This is a genomic window from Nostoc sp. DedQUE04 (assembly GCF_034530995.1).
Classification (GTDB): domain Bacteria; phylum Cyanobacteriota; class Cyanobacteriia; order Cyanobacteriales; family Nostocaceae; genus Nostoc.
The window spans coordinates 250,841-271,609 of sequence record NZ_JAVRCA010000001.1 but is presented as its reverse complement, the minus strand read 5'-3'; the positions used below and the strand labels follow the sequence as shown (position 1 = coordinate 271,609).

The window sequence follows — 20,769 nt, the reverse complement described above, 5'->3', positions numbered from 1 at the left end:
GATATGCAGAAGTACAAGGTGAAAGCTAAAAGGCAGATAGCGTTGAAAATTCAAAATAGCAAAGGGTTGATTTATGCTTTGGTTGCTGTTTTTGCGTGCTTACTTTTAACTTGTAATTTTTCTCTGGCGGCGACGGCTGAGGCAAAACATTACACAGAATTGCAGCTACCACCGCTACCTGAGATTAAGTTACCCAAGTATGAGCGGTTTGTGCTGCAAAACGGCTTGGTTGTCTATTTGATGGAAGATCGCGAGTTACCGTTGGTGAATGGTACAGCGTTTGTACGGACAGGGAATCGCTTGGAACCAATGGAGAAAGTCGGGTTGGCTGGTTTTACAGGCGCGGTAATGCGAACTGGAGGAACTAAGAACCATTCGCCTGATGAACTCAACGAGATATTGGAACAACGGGCAGCATCTGTGGAAGTTGGTATTGGTGAAACTTCTGGGAGTGCTAGCTTTGACGCATTGAGTGAAGATTTAGAGACAGTGTTTGGGCTATTTGCTGAAGTGCTGCGATCGCCTGTATTTGCTCAAGAAAAGCTAGACTTGGCGAAAACTCAAGCTAAAGGTGGCATTGCCCGTCGTAATGACAATCCAGATGGGATTGCTAATCGGGAATTTAAAAAATTAATCTATGGGAAAGATAGCCCTTATGCTCGTACCATAGAGTATGCGACGGTGGATAAAGTTGAGCGTGAGGATTTGCTCAAGTTTTATCAGCAATATTTCCACCCCAATAATATGATTTTGGGGATTGTGGGCGATTTTGATAGTAAGAAAATGCGATCGCTCATTCAAGCTAAGTTTGGTGATTGGCAGCGTAACCCAGGTATTGCTAAACCCACATTACCAAAGGTTTCACCAGCTAATACAGGTGGAGTCTTTTTTGTCAATCAGCCCCAACTGACGCAAAGTAGTGTGCTTATCGGGCATTTGGGCGGACGTTTCGACAATCCCGATTATGCAGCGCTGGATGTATTGAATGGAGTGTTAAATGGATTTGGTGGACGCTTATTTAATGAATTGCGATCGCGTCAAGGTTTAGCTTACTCTGTCTACGGCCAGTGGAGTCCCCGCTACGATTATCCTGGCATATTTATCGCTGGTGGAGAAACGCGATCGGATGCTACCGTCCAGTTTGTCAAAGCCTTACAAGCCCAAATCAAGCGCACCCAGACTCAAAGAGTGACAGCAAAAGAATTGGCTTATGCCAAAGAGTCTACACTCAACTCCTTTGTATTCAACTTTCAAGACCCCAGCCAAACCTTATCACGCTTGATGCGATACGAATATTACGGCTATCCTGCTGATTTTCTCTTTCGCTATCAAAAAGCCGTCGCCGCCACCACAGCAGCCGATGTCCAACGGGTAGCACGAGAATATCTCAAACCAGAAAAGATTGTAACTCTAGTAGTGGGGAATCAAACCGCCATTCAACCGCCATTGACACAGTTAGCTAAACAAGTGACACCAATAGATGTAACGATTCCTGGTTTGCAGCCACAGGCAAAGAATTAATCGCGTAGATGGGTAGATACTAAGTATCCAAATAAAATCGCAAGGCTCAGATCCCCGATTGTCTAAGAAATCGGGGATCTTGTTTTTAAAATAATTTTCTCCATTATCAGGAAACGACTAAGGACAAATTGGAGTAACAAGTAGAAACTAAATCAGGAACCAAAACCTCTGGGAACTCCAGAGGTTTTTCTCTACTCTATTCATCTTTATAGAAGCGATCGCTCCAGCATACACTTCTAAAAGCAGCAAAAATTGTCGCCCCTATCAGGTCAACTAGAGTAAGCTAAATTTAGGTTTTAACTATCGGGAGTGGAGATGATGTTGTTGGAATTAAAGCGCATCCATGTTCCACCAGGACAAAGAGTGCTACTGCGAGATGTAACCTGGCAGGAATTGGAAGCAATTCTAGAAGATTTAGGGGAACACCGGGCAGCACGAATTGCTTATGATAGGGGGATGCTGGAGATTATGGCACCACTGCCAGAACATGAAGACGATAAAGAAATTATTAGCGATTTAGTCAAAGCTCTTTTGGAAAAATTAGACATTGAGTTTAGATGCCTTGGTTCTACCACTTTCAAAAACCAAGCAATGGCTCAAAGTATAGAACCCGATCAGTGTTTCTATATAAAAAATGAATCTAAGATTCGCGGCAAAAAGCGGCTAGACTTAGCAGTAGATCCTCCTCCAGATTTAGCTCTAGAAATTGATATTACTTCTCGCACTCATCCTAATATTTATGAAGCGCTAAAAGTACCTGAGCTTTGGCGTTTTGATCGAGGTAAGCTCCAAATTAATGTTCTGCAAGACGGACACTATGTAGAATCTCAACAAAGCTTAAATTTTCCTCTATTCTCAGTAATTGAAGCAATTCCCCAATATCTAGAGCAAAGTACAACAGCAGGCAGAAATGCAACGCTCAAAGCTTTTCGTCTTTAGTTACAAAAGCAAATACAACAGCCATAATGTATGCTGTCATTATTATTCAAAATATATAGTAGTTCTCACTTGTGTACAGTACAGTTTAGACCTCTCTGCTAAAAAGCTACAGTGTACACACAAGTCTTTTAAAGTTGCTATGTAACATAGGGTGGGTTAATTTTTGTAGGTCGATGCAACAAAGATGCAGGTCGATGCATCAAAGTTACAGGTCGATGCATCAAAGCTGCAAGTCGATGCATCAAAGCTGCAAGTCGATGCATCAAAGCTGCAAGTCGATGCAACAAAGGTGCAGGTCGAGAGACTTGTGTGTACACCGTGGCTCCTAAAAAGAGAGGCGCTTTGAGTCTTACTTCCCTTACCTTGAAGCGAAGGGGTTGAGGGTTAGGTCTGGATTGGATTAAACTGAGAACCGCTATAGAACTATTGCCAACCTTAACATTAACGGATAAATTGTACTTCTTTGAAGTCATTATTACCGCATTTTTATTTATGTTTGTTAAACCCAAAATATTTTTATCATCGCTTGCATTATTACTCAGTTTTGCAAGTCTATTTCTTAGTGCTTGGATTATTCTTCCGGCTCCAAATATGTTTTTACTCACACTAGCAGTAGGAGCGCCAGAAGTTAGTCCTTGGTTATTATTATTAAATTTGCTCTTTTTATTGCTGTCTTTATTCTATATCCGTCGCCGTAAATTACAGCGTTTAGTTTGCATTTTCAGTTTAATCGGATTGCTAATTTGCGGATGGGTGCTAGTGAATATTCCACCAACTCAAATGCAGATGGCTAAAGCGATAAAACAAGGGTTGGGAGAAAATTATCTAGAGCAAATTCCAGTCCAAGTAAGGGCTAATATGCAAACCCATCCCTTTGACTTAGTTAATTTCTTTCGGGGTATTGCATTAGGTAAAACGCGTCATCAAAAAGATATTCTCTTTGCTTCTCCTGGGGGAGTGCCTTTAAAAATGGAAGTTTACCAACCCCCAGAGGTAGGCAAATATCCAGTAGTGGTAGTAATTTATGGTGGAGCTTGGCAATATGGCAATACTCATGCCAATACCGAGTTTAATCAATATATTGCTAATCATGGATATACGGTATTTGCGATCGACTATCGACACGCACCTAAATATCGTTTTCCATCTCAGTTAGATGATGTGCGTACAGCCCTAAATTTTATTCGCAAACATGCAGATGAATATGAAGCCGATTCAGAACGTATGGTACTTTTGGGACGTTCTGCTGGGGCACATCTAGCAATGCTAGCGGCTTATCAACCCGATGCACCACCCATTCGTGCTGTGGTGAACTATTACGGGCCTGTTAACTTAACTGAAGGGTACAAAACACCACCAAATCCCGATCCTATAAATTCTCGCGCTGTTTTAAAAGCATTTCTTGGTGGTTCTTTAGAAGAATTGCCTAATCAGTATGAAATTGCTTCACCGATAAATTACCTAACGCACCCTTTACCGCCAACTTTATTAATTTACGGCAGTCGCGACCATTTGGTGCAAGCGCGATTTGGCAGACAGATGTATGAACGATTACATAACTCTGGTAACACTGCGGTTTTTCTAGAAATTCCTTGGGCAGAACATGCTTTTGATGCTGTTTTCAACGGTGTGAGCAATCAATTAGCGTTGTATTATACTGAGAGATTTTTGGCTTGGGCGTTGTTCAAGCAATGATTTGATTCGCAGACTCATTCACAAGTATTAAAAACTCAGCACTCCTTACTCCTTTTGAGGCCAGCGCCAGTTATAGCGATTCCATTGATACATTCCTTGAATTTCATACTCAGCGCCGTTCAAAAAGCGGATGACACAATTAGTAGAGGAATCATCGCTGCATCTACGCCCGTCGTAGACATCGCTAATTTCCTCAACCTTAATTACCATACAGGGGAACCATTCCCGCTTACAAGGGCCATCTTCTTGCACCCATTCCCATAGTGCATTGGAAACTTCAATGCGATCGCCTACTCTTAACTTTAATGCATCCTCAAAATAAGAATACTTGTCAAAATGATATGACTCAACCCGATTCAGCCACTGTAAACCATAGCGTTGGCGAATAAATTGTACCGTTCCAGAATCCTTTTCCAGCAACCAGTCGTTGAGTAATTGCACTTTCCAAGTGCGGTTGCGTTGTTCTTCCTCCTTAACAAATTTTAAAAATGCTTCTAACTCTTCTGGGGTAAGTTCGTCTAGAGGATTAGCAATATTTGACATCCCAGACGTAGAATTTCCCTGAATTTGCTCAACCACTTGCAGTAATATCTGTTTCTGCGTGTCAGTGAGAGGACAGCTTGCTGCATCACAATCATTAAAGGCTGCGAACATAGCTACTTCAATCTCATCTGGAGTCATAAGTTCATAGCAATTGAGGGGTTATTCCCCTAATTATTACAAATGTTAAATTCAAGTCTCCAATCACCCTGTAGTTAAATTCAGGTAAGCTGAGGTTGTAAGTTAAATATTGTTTGCTAAATTAACTCACGGGGTCTTTTATGCGGTTGCGTTCACTCACGGTGGTTTTTATTTCATGTCTCATTACTTTTCTATCGTGGGTGATTATTCCCCCAGCTGTAGCCCTGACACAGATTAAACTATTTGATGTCTCTTATAAAGATTGTCCACCAGAACTAGCACAAGGGGCTGTTATCAGTAGTGGTAGCGCTGCTGCCAATTGTTTTCTTGTCGTTGGCAAAGCCGAAAATGGCACTAATAAAACAGTCTACGATGCAGATATTTTTGGACGCATCTATGATGCTAATAATGACTCGGTGATGCAAAACCGCACTCGCTTAGGCTCTATTACCGAAGTGCCACCAGGTATTAGCGATTTTGAATTGAGAATTTCTGTACCTGCGAATCAGCCTACTCCGTTGAAGCTAAAACAGTTCAAGGCTGCGGGGTTTAGCGGTCAAGTGCGTAAGTAATTCGTAATTCGTAATTCGTAATTCGTAATTCGTAATTCGTAATTCGTAATTCTTAGTACGGCTAGGTAATTAGAAACCCTGTAAAAAATCGTAGAGACGCTTGTATACTTAACGTCTCTACACAATTCTTTACTAAGGTAGTAATCAAAATCCTTCTATAAGGGCAGGCTAGCTGGAATGGCACTCAGAAGACTACTAACTAGATTGAGTGCTAAGAAAGCTAAGATCGGCGAAAAATCCATACCGCCCAATGGGGGAATAATTGAGCGGAATAGATTCAGATAAGGATCGGTTATCTGGGCTAAAGCGGCAAATGGCTGGTTATACCAGTTGATTGTCGGGAACCAGGTTAGCAAAACCCGGATAATTAGCAAATAGCTATAAAAGGTGACAAAGGTAATTAGTGTCGTAATCAGTAAACTCATGGATAGCTTTGTTTCCTACTAGGTGTCAAACGCGGTCTTATGTTTTAATTTTAATTTAGTCCAAAGTCAAAAGTGTTTGCGGATTTCACGTTTACCACACTTGACACTTTCACCACGCCTGAACAAACTTCAGGAGTCTTTAGTGAGGGAGCGGTCATTGGTTGCTTGGGGTGAACCGCCATTAACATTTCCTAGTTGCTTTCGCACTTCATCAATTGTGGCATTTAGCTGGGCAATTTTATCTTCTAGCGATCGCCTGGCCGTCTCTATACCAGCACTCTCACTTTCTGAGGTTTTCATCTGACGCCGCTTTGCTGCTATTTTTTTCGCTTCGGCTTGACTATCTGTCAGTTCTGTCTCCTCTTCTATTAGCAATTCTGGTTCGCGGCGAGAAGCAATCAGTGCCCCGATAACACCGCCAAATACGCCACCAACAAAGGCCCCTGCTACAAAACCACTGCCAAAACCATCTCGCTGACTCATATCTTTACCGCCTTCAACAAACCTTGCAACTTTTACAGTAGTTATGCTATTTTCCTGCCCTAGCTGCATACTAGCTTAAGTCCCAAAGATGCGATCGCCTGCATCTCCTAATCCCGGTACAATATATCCCTTACTGTCCAGTTTTTCGTCAATAGTAGCCGTGTAAATTATTAAACCTGGATAAGCTTCACTCAATTTTTGCAAAGCTGGTGGAGCTGCTACTACACAAACAATCCGCGTCAGGGCAGGGTCAGCACCCCGTTGTATCAATTCTGCCATTGCTGCCATAATCGATCCTCCGGTTGCCAACATTGGATCGGTAACTAACACTCGTGTTTGGGGGTCAAATTTTTCTGGTAACTTGTTCAAATAACAATGAGGTTGCAGTGTCTCTTCATCTCGCGCCAAACCAAGGTGGTAAATCGATGCTAAAGGCAATAAAGTCTGCGCCCCCTCTAGTAATCCTAGCCCAGCCCGCAGAATCGGCACTACTGCCATAGGCACTTGCGGATCGATTACCGTTGCTGCACAGGTATCTAAGGGACTCTGTACTGTTGTTTCTTGGGTCGGCAACCAGTCTCGTGCAGCTTCATAAGTCAGCCATCTTCCCAACTCAGTCATGGCACTGCGGAACAATACTGAAGGCGTGCCTGCATCACGGGCAACTGCCAGCCAGTGTTTGATCAGGGGATGGGGTGGAACATAAACGCGCAATTGTAGCGTCATAGCCAGAAATAGGCGCCTTTTGATTGTATAAGAACTGAAACACCATAATACTCTTTCCTGCATCCGGCTGACAGCTTAAAATTAGCAATCTCAAGTTTATTGATAAATATTTGCATTAGTAGTTGACATTAATTCTCAATCAAGGCTATATTCATATACAGTGTTCTCCTCTCTTTTAAGGATCGGCAGACGGGATTAGCCAGCAGTAGCAGGCTCGTCCCTCTTTTTTTTGATTTGTCATTTGTCATTGGTCATGGGGCATTGGGCATTGGGCATTGGGCATGGGGCATTGGGCATTGGGCATTGGGCATGGGGCATTGGGCGAATGGCACTAAGAAAAGATAAAACCCCTGCGAGGGCTGGGTGTTGGGGGTAGGGTGTAGGGTGTAGGGAAAAAGTAAGAAAAGTACAATCCTCGTGCGAACATCAATGAACTTCTTGCTCACTACACCCCACACCCCACACCCCACACCCAAAAGCCTTACGAATAATAGGTTTGCCGTTAACAAGCGTGCCATGCGGCATTGGGCATGGGGCATTGGTCAGGTCATTAGTAAATATTGATTGACTCTAGACAAAGGACAAGGGACTCTAGACAGAGGATAGAGGACAAATGACAAATGACAAAGGACAAATGACAAATGACAAATGACGCAATCGTAATTGGGTCTGGGATTGGCGGATTAGTAACAGCGACCCAGTTAGCGGCGAAGGGAGCGAAAGTGCTGGTACTGGAACGTTATTTGATTCCAGGCGGTAGTGCTGGTTATTTTGAACGCCAAGGCTATCGATTTGATGTTGGTGCGTCAATGATTTTTGGGCTGGGACAGAACGGTACAACCAACTTACTCACCCGTGCATTATCAAGTGTAAATGTCACCCAAGAAGCGATCGCAGATCCGGTACAGATTCACTATCATTTACCCCAAGGTTTAGACTTGAAGGTTGACCGGGTTTATGAAAAATTTTTGCAAAATCTTACTGCTCATTTTCCCCATGAAGAACAAGGGATTCGTCGCTTTTATGACGAATGCCAAAAAGTATTTAAGTGTCTCAACAGCATGGATTTGCTGTCGCTGGAAGAACCTCGGTATTTACTGCGCGTATTTTTCCAGCATCCTTTGGCGTGTCTCGGTTTAGCCAAGTATCTGCCGCAAAATGCCGGGGATGTGGCGCGGCGTTACATCAAAGACCCGCAATTATTGAAGTTTATCGACATGGAATGTTATTGCTGGTCGGTGGTTCCATCAGATATGACACCAATGATTAATGCTGGAATGGTCTTTTCTGACAGGCATTATGGCGGAGTTAACTATCCCAAAGGCGGAGTCGGACAAATTGCTCTAAAACTGGTGGAAGGTCTAGAAAAGGCTGGAGGTCAAATTCAGTACCAAGCTAGAGTCACCAAAATTCTTACAGAACAGCGAAAAGCAGTAGGTGTGCAACTGGCTAATGGTAAAGTATATCGGGGTAAACGCATAGTTTCTAATGCTACACGCTGGGATACATTTACACAATTATTACCAGTAGAAGCAATGCCAGATAATGAGAAAAAATGGCAACAAAACTACCAAAAATCTCCAAGCTTTTTGAGTTTGCACATCGGGGTAAAGGAGTCAGTTTTACCTACGGGGACAGAGTGTCACCATATTTTGCTGGAAGACTGGGAAAAGATGACAGCAGCAGAAGGCACAGTTTTTGTTTCGATTCCGACATTGCTTGACCCAGATTTAGCACCAAATGGATATCACATCATTCATGCCTTTACGCCTCACTGGATTGATGATTGGCAAGAACTTTCTCCAAGTGAGTACGAAGCAAAAAAAGAAGAGGCAGCTTGGCGAATTATTGACCGCCTAGAGAAGCTTTTTCCGGGTTTAGATGCCGGATTGGATTATTTAGAAGTGGGGACGCCGCGCACACATCGCCGCTTTTTGGGTCGTGAGGATGGCACTTATGGGCCAATTCCCCGACGTAAATTGTGGGGGTTATTGAATATGCCCTTTAATCGCACAGCTATATCAGGACTTTATTGTGTAGGAGATAGCACTTTTCCAGGTCAAGGTTTGAACGCAGTCGCTTTTTCTGGATTTGCTTGCGCCCATCGCATTGCCGTAGATTTAGGATTTTAATTACAGATACAGCCTACAATAAAAACCTAGTAAGCAGATAGCGTTACTAGTGAAGCTGATAGCTACCCTAACAATCTGAGTAACTCTCAATACGTTTTGGTTAAGAAAGTTATCTGTTAAAACGAGTTCTTTGAGCGAAGGTAGAAGAAAGTGTTGGGGAAGCAAGAGTATTTAAATTTAATCTCTTCACTTTAAGTGCCTCCAAACCACCTTCCCAGCTTATCTAAACCGTATTGAGATGGGTAGCAAATACAATCAAAAAGTTACTAATTTTAGTACTTTTGCTAACACAATAGTAAGCTTTGTTACTCCTGATCTGGTATTTTTTGGTTCCGAAAATTAGCTAACTCTGATGCTAAAGTCTCTTCTAATGCATCTAGAATCGCTTGGGGATCAACAGCTTCCTTCATTATTTGGGCCTGCGGATCGGAGCGATTTTTGACATTGGGAATATCTTGGCGTAATTCTTCAACTAAAGCGATAAGTTTTGCGATTTTCTGCTCAGAGAGCAGGTTAAGCTGAAGGCTAAGTTGCGCCCGTTGCTCTGCTAATTTTTCCTGTCGCTCTTGTTTTATCAATACCCCTGTTGTTACTAACAGGGAACCTGCGGTCAGTGAAAATTGTAGCCAAGAAAATGGCGGGGGATCGAATCTTGATATGCCTAAACGTCGTGGTAAAACATTGGGTGTTACCCACAGAATAATTCCTAACAGGATGCTATACAGGAATACCGGACGACCAAAAAAGGCTGTTACCGTTTCTACAAACCGTTGATGTTGAGGTACGTCTTTCTCATAACGTCTGTGCAGGTCAATAATAGTCTCGATATTTTGACTAATCGCTTCCGGCAATGGGGCAGTGGGCAAAATGGTTTGGCAAGGTGCTGAAGATGGTACTTGCGGTGAATCTTTTGGATTTGGTTTATCTTGGGAAAACATGGACAGTTTACTTGCAGTACTGATTTCTCTAAATCAATAACTCAAGTTTTAGCTATATATGTATACTTTTAGGTAGAAAAATAGATAAAAGTACCTATAGACAGATTTTGGGAAATTGCTATTGCTGTTGGCTCAAGCAGATATATTGAAACAGAATCATAGCATCAATTTTCTTGTTTCAATATTGTATTTGAGATATAGTGATTTGTTAAAACTATAGTTGATTATATATTTTTTAGATATGTCATTTTGATGTCAATGCTATGTCAGGATAACACTTATGTTTACGTGGTATGTCTATCGAATATCTAATGTAGATTTCGCAATAAAAGCTTTCAGTGACACAATTGAGACATTGCGGCTCACGCTGGAGAAATAGTCATCAGCGGCGATACGCAAACGCATTCGTGCGTGGATGCAATAGATTACGCCACGCTCAAAATCGGTTCGGTTGGTTCTTTACCATGCCTTTTCACTGCAATTTACTAAACTTTTCATAATTGTGCTTTAATGGTGGGCGGCTTTTGTTCGTTCAAGAATTTTCCTCACACACAACGCGATCGCTGATGCTACTCACACACAAAGAAAACATTGTAAAATTCAGTTGGCTTCTACCCAGTTTCTTAAGCTTAATCCTGCTTGGCTCTACTGTTAAAGCTAATGGTGCGATGCCTGCGGCGGGCGTAGCGATCGCAAATTGGCATTTTGATAGCAATCGCAATCATCTGGACTTCACCACAGATGAAAATGTTCAACCGAAAGTGCAACTACTTACTAACCCGACTCGTTTGGTAATTGATTTGGCTGGAGTTACATTAGGATATCCACAGACTAGTCAAAGAGTGGGCCCAGTAATTAAAGACATTCGCATCGAGCAGTTTAACGCAGAGACTACCCGCATGGTAGTTACTTTAGCACCCGGTTACACCTTTGATTTAGCACAGGTGCAACTGCAAGAGGAATCCCCTAACCATTGGTCTGTGCAGTTACCCAAGCCAATACGATTGACTGCAACCCAGCCGCAATATTTAGAGATAACTCCGAGTATTTCTCCAAGAGTAAATGATAATAGCACTCTCTTTGCTGGTGTGGTTCCGATGCATTCACCGATGAAAGCGCTGGAACCTCAAATTAAAGCCTTGATGAGTCGCTACAGCTTTCTGAAAACAGGAATGTTTTTTCTGGATTTGGATACTGGGGATTATTTGGATATTGGAGGCGATCGCGTTTTCCCGGCTGCTAGTACAATTAAACTGCCAATACTCATCGCTTTTTTCCAAGATTTAGATGCTGGTAAAGTCACCCTTCAGGAAAACCTGACGATGCGGCGTGACTTAGTTACCAATGGTTCTGGAAGTATGCAATATGAGCGAGTTGGCAAGAAGTACACAGCTTTGGAAACCATCACTAAGATGATTACCATTAGTGATAATACTGCCACCAACATGATTATCGATCGCTTAGGTGGAGCGGCGAAACTAAATCAGCGTTTCCGTAGTTGGGGACTGAAAGACACAGTAATTCGCCATCTTTTAGCTGACTTGAGAGGAACCAACACTACAAGTTCTCAAGATATGGCGCGGGTGCTGGCTTTAGTTGTGAATAACAAGTTAGTTTCGCCCCAGAGTCGGGAGCAAGCCTTAGATATTCTGCGTCACACCACAATTCATACACTGCTTCCCGCCGGTTTGGGGAAAGGTGCAGTTATCGCCAACAAAACCGGAGATATTGGGTTTCTTATTGGCGATGCGGGATTTGTGACTATGCCCAATGGTAAGCGTTACCTGGCGGCTATCTTCGTTACCCGTCCTTATAAAGACACAAGAGGGAGAGACTTTATCCGTCAAGTTTCCCAATTAGTTTACAATTATCTGAATCAGCCGAATCCAGTTGCTGCGGTTGATTCGCTTAATAGTGTTGCGAAATAGCAGTTCAAAATAGATATTGCTAGGGGGGCATAGCTATCATAGGTGTCAACTTAATGTGAAACCTTTGCAATAGCCTTATATCAAGTCCACTCAATTACTAATTATACCCTTGTAACCCCATCCCACTTTTATCTAGCGACAAAATCTACTTTCACCGCGAACCTACGCTGTATACACAAGTCTGAAATAGCTGAAAAACCCAAGGTTTTACCCCACCCTAACCCTCCCCTTGCAAAGGGGAGGGAATTAGATTTCTTTCTTTGCCTAAAATTTAATTTTTTTGAGTTTCTGTTACAAAACTTGCAAAAGTGAGGGAACTAAATTTCTTTTTTTACCCCAATGCATCGGGGGGTTAAGGGGGGTAATTCGACTTGTGTGTACTACAATCAATTCATATTTTTCACACATAATTTACGTATTTAAAATAACAAATTAGCTTAATATCCTGTTATTTCGTTAGATAGAGGATAAAAATAATTCGCAAAGTTAAATTTAAATTAGGTACTATTTCATACTCATGGTTTAATTTTTAAAGCTCCTCAAAATATTTTTTAGGAGCTTTTTTAAAATTAAAAACAAAGCAAGTATGTTGAAGATATTTTAGTTATTATCTAATTATCTTGCCAATACTTGAAAAAGAGATGAAAAGTGATATTTCAGATATAAATATCTCTTAGATGGTTATTATGGCATTGTCATTCCGTCCAAAGTGAGAAGTCTTGAAGTATCACAATATCTTTAGTAAGTGCAACAATCCAACCCCAAATAGTTGCAGTTCGGAAAGTTTTTAGGAGGATTATATGCAGAAATCAAACAACCAACAAACATATTTCCTTAAGTATCTTTCCCTAGCACCCGTTCTTGCTGTTTTTTCGATATCAATTGCCTTTTCTACCTGGGCGATTTTTAATTTCATTTTCCCAGACCTTCTCTTTCATCCTATGCCATAAGTCAGTCCGCCATAGGTTCAAACCTATGGCTAATAAACCAATTGTGCTAAAGCAGGCTAAATTTAGATAATTGTGATTTTACTTGCAGCTCTAGTAGCCTTTTCCCTAGCTTCTTGGACATTCACACCTTTCGCCAAAGCTACGCCCATTCGCCGATATGGATGAGCATTAGGTTTACCAAATAATTTAATATCTACATCTTTTTCCGACAAAGCATCGGCGACACCACTAAAAGCAATAGAATCAGATTTTTCTGAGGCTAAAATTACTGCACTAGCTGATGCTCCTAGCTGTTCAATATGAGGAATTGGCAAGCCTAAAATAGCTCGCAGATGTAGTTCAAATTCGTTAAGATTTTGTGAGATTAATGTCACCATTCCCGTATCGTGGGGTCTGGGAGAAAGTTCTGAAAAAATCACTTCATCTTTGGTAATAAAAAATTCAACGCCAAAAATTCCGGCTCCTCCTAACGCATCAGTGACTTTTATAGCTATTTCTTGGGATTTTAATATTTTATCTTCAGAAATTTCTGCGGGTTGCCACGATTCTTGATAATCGCCTCGTTCTTGGCGATGACCAATGGGAGAACAGAAAATTGTTGGTGCATTCCATTGTTTAATTGTCAGTAAAGTTATCTCAATTTCAAAGTTAATAAATTCTTCTACAATGACCTTTTGACTGTCTCCTCTAGAATTAGCGATCGCATAATTCCAAGCCTTCTCAACCTCAGTCTTATCCTGCACTACAGATTGACCTTTCCCAGATGATGACATCACCGGTTTAACAACATTGGGAAAGCCAATTTTATCCGAAATTGCAATCAATTCTTCTAGAGTTGTCGCATAACCATATTTAGCCGTTCTGATGCCCAATTCTTGATGCGCCAGTTCCCGAATTCGATCGCGGTTCATTGTATAGTTAGTAGCAGCCGCAGTCGGTATAACTGTAATCCCTCGCTGTTCAAATTCGATGAGTTTTTCGGTTCTTATTGCTTCAATTTCTGGTATAATAATATTTGGCTGATGTTTTGTCACTACAGCTTCTAAATCATCAGCACTGAGCATAGAAATAACTTCATAAGCATCAGCAACCTGCATCGCCGGAGCATTGGCGTAGCGGTCAACGGCAATCACATAATTACCAAGACGTTGAGCAGCGATCGCAAATTCTTTGCCTAGTTCTCCTGAACCCAGCAACATCAATTTTTGGGGCAACTTAATACTCATTAACTTATCCAAGTCAATATCAATTCAATCATCTTATAATTTTTTGTGTTTTCATTACTAACTTTTCAAGAATTAAATATCGCTTTGCGTAATTCTAAATCTTGACGTTGTAGATGATTTAAACCAATACCTACGCCAAACTGACACTTATCTACTAGAGTCTCCAACCAAATAGTCTCGTTCAGAGTTGCACCTCGTAAATCTGCATTTCTCAAGTCGGCTTTCGTAAAATTTACAAATAAAAGGTCTGCATTTACTAAACTACTATCTTGGAGATTTGCTTCTGACAAATTTCCTCGGATGAAGTTGACATCATCTAAAACTAAACCAGATAAATCTGCTCTCATTAGATTAGGAAACTTTAGCTGACTGGGAGATTTAAAAAATCGCATTATACAAATTATATTGGCTTTATTTAATTGAATTTTAGTTAAAAATTCATAACGAGCGATGCCCAGTTGCTTAAGAATTTGTAAACGTTGTGGGGGACTTTGTTCTAAAAAGTGAATGGCTGTGTAGCGTAGGTCTTGAGTAGAGATATTTAACATGATTTTCAGATTGTTGTGATACTTGTGTTAATAAAAAAATAACAAATAATAGATAATATAGCAGTCTTCAAGCATTTATAAAAAACAAAAACCCCAATTTTTTTGAGAAATTGAGGTTCTAAGTTTATTGATAACTACCGAGCTAATGTTATGCTAATAATGCTTTCGTAGTAGATTCGCCTGCTAATCTCACTTGCCTTGTCAACTGCAAATTTAACCATCCTAGAAAAGTTAACTCAGCGAGGAATGCCATAAAAATTGTTGTTGTACTAGAGCCTTGTATACCAACCCAAGGAAAAGTTGAAAACAGCCATACAGTAGACACCACAGTAGACACCTGTGATGTGATGCCGATAAATTCTAAAATTATCGGTGGTAGGAACACTGCTGCACCTATAATCCGAATTGCCCAGAAAGAACGTTTGGGAGTTTTCAGCAAAAGTAGCAATTGGGCGATAGTAGCGTAAATCATGATTACGCTGATAGACAAAGCTATAGCTAAAAGTACTTTAAACCTGTCAACATCTTTAACCAGCCAAGTTTGGTCATTGTTAGTATCAAAAACAGATGTAAATGAAATCCAGACTAGCCAGGGGATAGTAACAATTGTAAGATTAATTGCGATCGCCACGAGTGCAGGGCTTTTTTCAGCCCAAATTAGATCCTGCCAAATACTCTTGTGGCTAGAAACTCCTTGATGTCGATATCTTGCCCAATCTTGTACATCTTGACGGTGAGGCGAAAGAACTGCAATTAAACTTAAAATCAACACCAAGTTGTACGATGCTAGCAAAATGTAATTTCCCCCAAATTGTTGATCTAATGTGTAACTATTTTCACCAATTTGTAAAGTAAAACCCCAGATCATCAACTGGCAAAACGCTACTAATAAATAACTTTGCTTCTTGCTAATTATTGAGGCTTGAGGATTACGGAAGCAACGTTTAAGAATGTGCAAAATTCCGTAACTGCACAATCCCAAGTTTAATAAATGAAAGCCAAGAATACTAATAATATTTCTCCCTAATGGGAGATAGAAAAATTGCAGCTTTTTAATATCCGAGTCATTGGATAGATTAAACAAGTTAGGAAATAAATAATTAGTTGTATCCCAAGGATTAAAAAGTCTAAACCAAGCAGTTGAACTATTCAAACTGTGGTTATAAGACGATGCGAGTAACATCGTTATAAACAAAAATATAAAAATTACACCACTAACTAATAAACCCAACAAAGGCTGAGAACCACTAAATGAACGGCTAAGTAAGCTAAGTAGTAGTGCCGCACTGTAGAAGAAAATACAGCTAGTAGCAAGAATTGTGTAGTAAGCCAAAATGTAACTAAAAGCAATTTTGGCAGAAAGCCCAGCCCATAAATGTAAAGGAACTGCTACTAAAATCAGGAGATAAATTAAACTCGGAACTCCTAGCAACTTGCCAGTCAATATACTTGTTTCTGATTGGGGACTAAGACGGATAAAGTTTAGTGTGCCGCGAGTTTCTTCTTTAGCGAAATCGTTAATTAGCAAATAAGTTCCTGCAACTAGTAGTGTAAATATAAAAATTACACTAAATGTTAAGAATATATATTCCCAACGATCTCGCCACCACATTTGCCAATCAATTTGAATTTGGGGACAAAAATTCTTTGAGAAGAAATCATTTAATTCATCAATTTTAGTTTGATTTGATTCTTTGAGAATCTGTGTTTGTTGCGGTTCATATATTTGACGTAAACGACAGTATATACCAGTTAAGGAGTACTTATTATCAGGAGGATTACTTAAATGATATAAAATTACTACCAGTTGCAATAGAAAAGATGTCACAACTACGATCGCTACATTAAAAAATTTAAATTGTCCTTTGAGTTCGCGAAATAATTGCGGATTCCAATCGCCGATTTTGTCAATTAAATTAAGCATAGTCTGAAAAATTTATCCAAAAATAGTGAGTGAGATTTATTGATGAATCAAGATGCTTGTTTGTGACCTAATTTTAAAAAAATGCTTTCTAAGTCTTCTTGCGTGCAGTGAAAATCAGTTAAAGGAATGCCGATTTTGATTAGCGATCGCAATAACTCGGCACTATCTTCATCTTTGCCCGAAAAATTCACCCGCACGCTGTTTTTTCCTGATATCACCTCCCATTCTTCTACTAAAGGATGGTGTTTAAGCTCGTTCAAAAGTGCCTCTAAATTCCCCAGAGTTGATAACACAATTTGCTGATGGGCTAGACGTTGATAAAGTTGCTGTAGGGAAGTACTTTCTACTAAAAAGCCAAGTTCCATAATTCCTACAGAAGTACAAATTTCCGCTAAATCGCTGAGAACGTGGGAGGAAATGATGACAGTCATTCCAGCTTCTTGCAAAGCCTTAATAATTTCGCGAAAGTGCATCCTCGCAATCGGATCGAGTCCAGAAACAGGCTCATCTAGTAATAGTAAAATTGGTTCGTGGATAATAGTTCGCGCTAAACTTAAACGCTGTTTCATTCCCCTCGACAGAGTAGAAATCTGACTATTGCGTTTATTACCAAGTTGAATAAGTTCTAAAACTTCATGTAAGCGTTTAGTGCGGCGCGGTTCTCGCAAACGATATAAACGCGCAAAGTAATCTAAGTAATCCCAGACTGTCAAATCTTCATATAGTGGGTAGTCATCGGGTAAATAGCCAAGATGACGCTTAAGTTTGAGATTACTGTTGTCACGGATGAGGCGATCGCCATTAATATAAATCTCACCCGTAGTTGCTTCCTCAGCAGTCGCCAACATTCGGATGAGAGTTGTTTTACCCGCGCCATTCGGCCCAATCAGTCCATATACTTCCCCCGCCTGGATTTCTAAATCAACATCATTGACAGCAACATGTCGGTCAAATTGCTTAGTGAGTCCACGGGTGCAAATTGTTAATTCTTTTACCATCGCTGCTAGAGTGCGGCTTGTGATTAACCGCTAACCTAACTTTTTTTACAGCTTTTGTCAGGATGGTTTCCAAAATTGCAACTAGCTTTCAGAAAATTAGCGACATATAGAAGTATGTACCGCTTAATCTCAGCTTGATTATATGCCTGCTAATCAATGACTATAAGACTATCTATTTTTAAAGAGGTTACAGGTGTCAAGCAAAAAAATCGGTTTTTGGTCTGTGTGGGCATTGGGTGTAGGCGGCATTGTTGGTGGACTTTTTCCAGCATTGGGAGTTGTAATTCAAATAGCTGATGTAGGCGCACCACTAGCATTTGCGATCGCCGGGACAATAGCTTTGATAACTACTTATGCTTATGCAAAGCTTTCGGTAGCTCATCCATGTCGAGGCGGGACAGTAACCTTCTTAAACCAGGCTTTTGGTTCAGGGCTGTTTAGTGGAACACTGAATCTTCTACTGTGGTTTAGCTATGTAGTCATGCTTTCCTTTTACTTGCAGGCTTTTGGTAGTTATGGAGTTAGCCTGTTTACATCTACTCAACCTATTTGGAAGCATTTACTGATTAGCTTGGCAATTTTAGGGACAACTGGATTAAATCTACTAACTGCCAATCATATTGGTAAATCTCAAATCTGGATTGTCAGCTTCAAACTGGGGATTTTGCTCCTGTTCATTACTATGGGAAGTAGTCATATCGACATTTCCCGTCTAGAACCAGTCTCAATATCGTCGCTACAGTCAATTTTCGCCGGAGCAATGGTGATTTTCTTATCTTATGAAGGCTTTGAGCTAATCGCCAATGCAGCAGAGGATCTTGTCAATCCCAAGCATACTTTGCCACGAGTTTATTACTCTGTAATCGGGTTCGTTATTTTGCTTTACGTTTTAATAGCACTGGTTACATTGGGAGCAGAACCAATAGAACAGATTTTGGCAGTAAAAGACTATGCTTTGGCTGAAGTTGCCAAACCAATTATGGGGCAATTTGGATCTGTATTGATTACTATTGCTGCTCTTTTCTCAACTATCTCGGCTAGTAACGCCACACTCTACGGTTCAGCTCGTTTTAGCACTGTGATTGCTAAATCTAGGGGGTTTAACTTTGGTAGCAAAATGAATGGCATAGAGCAATCTTCAATTGGCTTATTTATTACTAGTGGTATTACTCTAATAATCGCCAATTTTTGTGATATAAGTCGGATCTCAACGATGGGTAGTGCTGGGTTTCTCCTAATATTTACTGCGGTTAATTTAGCTAACGCTCGTATGCATCGTTATACGAAAAGCAAGCAGTGGATTTCACTTCTAGGTACTGGAATATGTTTAGTAGCACTAGGAATGTTGATTTGGTTTGCTTTGCAAACAGATCCACAAACCGTCTGGGTTTTAGTGTTGATGGTAGGAGTAGCTATAGGCATTGAAGTAATCTACTACCTGTCAAATAATCGACGGCTACACCTTTGAAGAAGCTTTGCTCAACTCTAAAATGTTTTTGTAATAGTCCACGTTTGGATTAATTTAACTTGAATTCGATGAACCTCTCCCTCCCAACCTCCCTCTCCCACGGGAAAAGGGAGGAGTAATGAGAAATTAGGGTTTTGGCTCCCCTCTCCGTGTCGGAGAGGGGCTGGGGGAGAGGTCAAAATAGCACTCGTCGAATTCACGTTAATTTAACTTGAATTTGCAAACAGTGCCTTCTCTGTTAGCAGATCGTTTGCTTTAGATTTTCATTATGAATCATCTTTTAAAAATGATTTAGGAATGGCTCATAAGTGGTAACTTTATCTGGAACGTCGAGCCTTTACCCTCATTGCTCATCACATGAATGTGACCGCCGTGAGCCTGGACAATTTGTTGAGCGATCGCTAATCCTAACCCAAATCCGCCGCTTTCTCTGGTACGTTCTGTATCAACTCGGTAAAAGCGATCGAAAATATAAGGTAAATCTGCCTCTGGAATTCCAATTCCAGTATCAATAACCTGAATTACTGCCCGATCTGGGTGAGGTTCTAAGCGTAACCAGACAGTTCCACCAGATGGAGTATAATTACAGGCGTTGTTAAGCAAGTTTTCCACAGCTAGGCGCAGCAAATCGGGGTCAGCCCACAACTCAATGGGTTGTTCTGGTAAATGGCCGATCAACTCGAGCGACGCTTTTGCAGCAACAGTATTGTAATAAATAGCTAAATTCTCTAGCAAGCTATTAAGATTAACCTTTTTGAGAGATTCGGGAGTTAATTTTCCCTGATGCCGAGCCAACAGCAGTAGGTTATTGACCAAGGTACTCATCGACTTGGCGCTATCGATGATGTTCTCTATTGAGGGATGGATTTGGGGACGGTCTGCTGCCATTAGTAACCCAACTTGGGCATTGGTTAAAATCGCAGACAAGGGCGATCGCAACTCATGAGAAGCATCTGATGTAAAGCGTTGTAGTTGATTATAGGCTTGCTGAACGGGTTGCATAGCTATGCCGCCAAGTACCCAACCTGTAAGTCCAATTAACCCCAGTGCTATAGGCACAGCAAGGGTCAACATTAACTGAAATTCTCTGAGATCGTTTTGAGTTTCTGTCAGTGGGATACCAACTTGCAGATAACCGATGACCGAATTTCCTCCTTGAACAGGTAGGGTGACTTGACGAAGCCAAAGCGTCTCACCTGTAAACTGGTCAACGGACTTAATCGTGAGAAACTCAGATGCTATTCCCAACTTTTCTGGAGGTGGAGTACCAAAAAACCGCTTGAGTTTGCCGTTGGGGTCATACCAGCGAACATAGACCAATTCAATATCAGCGGGGTGAGAACCACTACCCAATAGCGGTATATTGCTCAGATCGACTTCTTTTTGTCCTTGATACAGCCGATACTGCGAACTGGCTGCCATTAACTCTGCTCTTTTATAAAGCAGTTGATCTAATGCTTTGAGCTTGTCTTTTACCTCAAGATTGTAAATCACTCCAGCAAAGAGAATGAGAATGCACCCCATTGAAAGGGTAAACCAACGAGCTAAGTTACGACGACTGCGGTTAAACACAACTTATGCTAATTCGTAATTCGTAATTCGTAATGACGCTCGC

20 protein-coding genes are annotated in these 20,769 nt (G+C 40.9%); 8 read left to right on the top strand and 12 right to left on the bottom strand.

Annotated elements, in window-relative coordinates; genetic code table 11:
• Window positions 1–3: 3 nt before the first annotated feature.
• Complete coding sequence (locus tag RM049_RS01345; protein WP_322702880.1) at window positions 4–1,521, top strand: pitrilysin family protein; 1,518 nt, start codon at window positions 4–6, stop codon at window positions 1,519–1,521.
• 318 nt (window positions 1,522–1,839) lie between these two features.
• Window positions 1,840–2,460: a Uma2 family endonuclease gene (locus RM049_RS01340; RefSeq protein WP_322702905.1), complete on the top strand. Its 621-nt coding sequence runs from the start codon at window positions 1,840–1,842 to the stop codon at window positions 2,458–2,460.
• Window positions 2,461–2,597: 137 nt separating this feature from the next.
• Here the strand turns inward: RM049_RS01340 and RM049_RS01335 are convergent, their stop codons facing one another.
• On the bottom strand, window positions 2,598–2,933 hold the full coding sequence (locus tag RM049_RS01335; protein WP_322702879.1) for a hypothetical protein: 336 nt from the start codon (window positions 2,931–2,933) through the stop codon (window positions 2,598–2,600).
• Between the two features lie 19 nt (window positions 2,934–2,952).
• Between RM049_RS01335 and RM049_RS01330 the strand changes: the two genes are divergently transcribed.
• Window positions 2,953–4,155, top strand: a complete 1,203-nt coding sequence (locus RM049_RS01330; protein WP_322702878.1) for an alpha/beta hydrolase — start codon at window positions 2,953–2,955, stop codon at window positions 4,153–4,155.
• Between the two features lie 45 nt (window positions 4,156–4,200).
• On the opposite strand, the gene RM049_RS01325 is transcribed toward RM049_RS01330, so the two are convergent.
• The gene (locus RM049_RS01325; RefSeq protein ID WP_322671824.1) at window positions 4,201–4,836 is read right to left on the bottom strand and encodes a hypothetical protein; all 636 of its coding nucleotides are present in this window, start codon (window positions 4,834–4,836) and stop codon (window positions 4,201–4,203) included.
• A gap of 140 nt (window positions 4,837–4,976) precedes the next feature.
• Here RM049_RS01325 and RM049_RS01320 point away from each other — a divergent pair, with 140 nt between their 5' ends.
• Entirely contained in the window at window positions 4,977–5,408 is a 432-nt protein-coding gene (locus RM049_RS01320; RefSeq protein WP_322702877.1) for a biotin carboxylase, read from the top strand.
• Between the two features lie 155 nt (window positions 5,409–5,563).
• On the opposite strand, the gene RM049_RS01315 is transcribed toward RM049_RS01320, so the two are convergent.
• The 4 genes from RM049_RS01315 to RM049_RS01300 all read right to left on the bottom strand — a co-directional run bounded on the left by RM049_RS01315 (window position 5,564) and on the right by RM049_RS01300 (window position 7,581).
• Entirely contained in the window at window positions 5,564–5,833 is a 270-nt protein-coding gene (locus RM049_RS01315; protein WP_322671822.1) for a YggT family protein, read from the bottom strand.
• 129 nt (window positions 5,834–5,962) lie between these two features.
• Window positions 5,963–6,316, bottom strand: a complete 354-nt coding sequence (locus RM049_RS01310; RefSeq protein ID WP_322702904.1) for a hypothetical protein — start codon at window positions 6,314–6,316, stop codon at window positions 5,963–5,965.
• 75 nt (window positions 6,317–6,391) lie between these two features.
• Window positions 6,392–7,042, bottom strand: a complete 651-nt coding sequence (gene upp / locus RM049_RS01305; RefSeq protein ID WP_322671821.1) for a uracil phosphoribosyltransferase — start codon at window positions 7,040–7,042, stop codon at window positions 6,392–6,394.
• Between the two features lie 251 nt (window positions 7,043–7,293).
• Window positions 7,294–7,581, bottom strand: coding sequence for a hypothetical protein (locus RM049_RS01300; RefSeq protein WP_322702876.1), 288 nt, complete (start codon window positions 7,579–7,581; stop codon window positions 7,294–7,296).
• A 102-nt stretch (window positions 7,582–7,683) separates the two neighbouring features.
• On the opposite strand from RM049_RS01300, the gene crtH reads away from it, so the two are divergent.
• Entirely contained in the window at window positions 7,684–9,174 is a 1,491-nt protein-coding gene (gene crtH, locus RM049_RS01295; protein ID WP_322702875.1) for a carotenoid isomerase, read from the top strand.
• 305 nt (window positions 9,175–9,479) lie between these two features.
• Here the strand turns inward: crtH and RM049_RS01290 are convergent, their stop codons facing one another.
• Entirely contained in the window at window positions 9,480–10,112 is a 633-nt protein-coding gene (locus tag RM049_RS01290; RefSeq protein ID WP_322686377.1) for a DUF1003 domain-containing protein, read from the bottom strand.
• A gap of 566 nt (window positions 10,113–10,678) precedes the next feature.
• Between RM049_RS01290 and RM049_RS01285 the strand changes: the two genes are divergently transcribed.
• Together RM049_RS01285 and RM049_RS01280 are read left to right on the top strand one after the other, a co-directional pair.
• Window positions 10,679–12,040 (top strand): serine hydrolase, encoded by a 1,362-nt coding sequence (locus tag RM049_RS01285; RefSeq protein WP_416212604.1) that lies wholly within the window; start codon window positions 10,679–10,681, stop codon window positions 12,038–12,040.
• A gap of 800 nt (window positions 12,041–12,840) precedes the next feature.
• Window positions 12,841–12,990 (top strand): PsaJ protein, encoded by a 150-nt coding sequence (locus RM049_RS01280; RefSeq protein WP_322702873.1) that lies wholly within the window; start codon window positions 12,841–12,843, stop codon window positions 12,988–12,990.
• A 62-nt stretch (window positions 12,991–13,052) separates the two neighbouring features.
• Here the strand turns inward: RM049_RS01280 and purT are convergent, their stop codons facing one another.
• From purT to RM049_RS01260, 4 genes are all read right to left on the bottom strand, one after another.
• Window positions 13,053–14,216, bottom strand: a complete 1,164-nt coding sequence (gene purT / locus RM049_RS01275) for a formate-dependent phosphoribosylglycinamide formyltransferase (protein WP_322702872.1) — start codon at window positions 14,214–14,216, stop codon at window positions 13,053–13,055.
• 65 nt (window positions 14,217–14,281) lie between these two features.
• On the bottom strand, window positions 14,282–14,764 hold the full coding sequence (locus RM049_RS01270; RefSeq protein ID WP_322702871.1) for a pentapeptide repeat-containing protein: 483 nt from the start codon (window positions 14,762–14,764) through the stop codon (window positions 14,282–14,284).
• A 148-nt stretch (window positions 14,765–14,912) separates the two neighbouring features.
• Window positions 14,913–16,688 (bottom strand): ABC transporter permease subunit, encoded by a 1,776-nt coding sequence (locus RM049_RS01265; RefSeq protein WP_322702870.1) that lies wholly within the window; start codon window positions 16,686–16,688, stop codon window positions 14,913–14,915.
• 47 nt (window positions 16,689–16,735) lie between these two features.
• Window positions 16,736–17,686 carry an ABC transporter ATP-binding protein gene (locus tag RM049_RS01260; protein ID WP_322702869.1) on the bottom strand — a complete coding sequence of 317 codons (951 nt, stop codon included), beginning with the start codon at window positions 17,684–17,686 and terminating at the stop codon, window positions 16,736–16,738.
• 193 nt (window positions 17,687–17,879) lie between these two features.
• On the opposite strand from RM049_RS01260, the gene RM049_RS01255 reads away from it, so the two are divergent.
• A complete protein-coding gene (locus RM049_RS01255; RefSeq protein WP_322702868.1) occupies window positions 17,880–19,154 on the top strand; it encodes an APC family permease in 1,275 nt (424 codons plus the stop codon).
• A 291-nt stretch (window positions 19,155–19,445) separates the two neighbouring features.
• Here the strand turns inward: RM049_RS01255 and RM049_RS01250 are convergent, their stop codons facing one another.
• On the bottom strand, window positions 19,446–20,726 hold the full coding sequence (locus tag RM049_RS01250; RefSeq protein ID WP_322689439.1) for a HAMP domain-containing sensor histidine kinase: 1,281 nt from the start codon (window positions 20,724–20,726) through the stop codon (window positions 19,446–19,448).
• Between the last annotated feature and the right edge of the window lie 43 nt (window positions 20,727–20,769).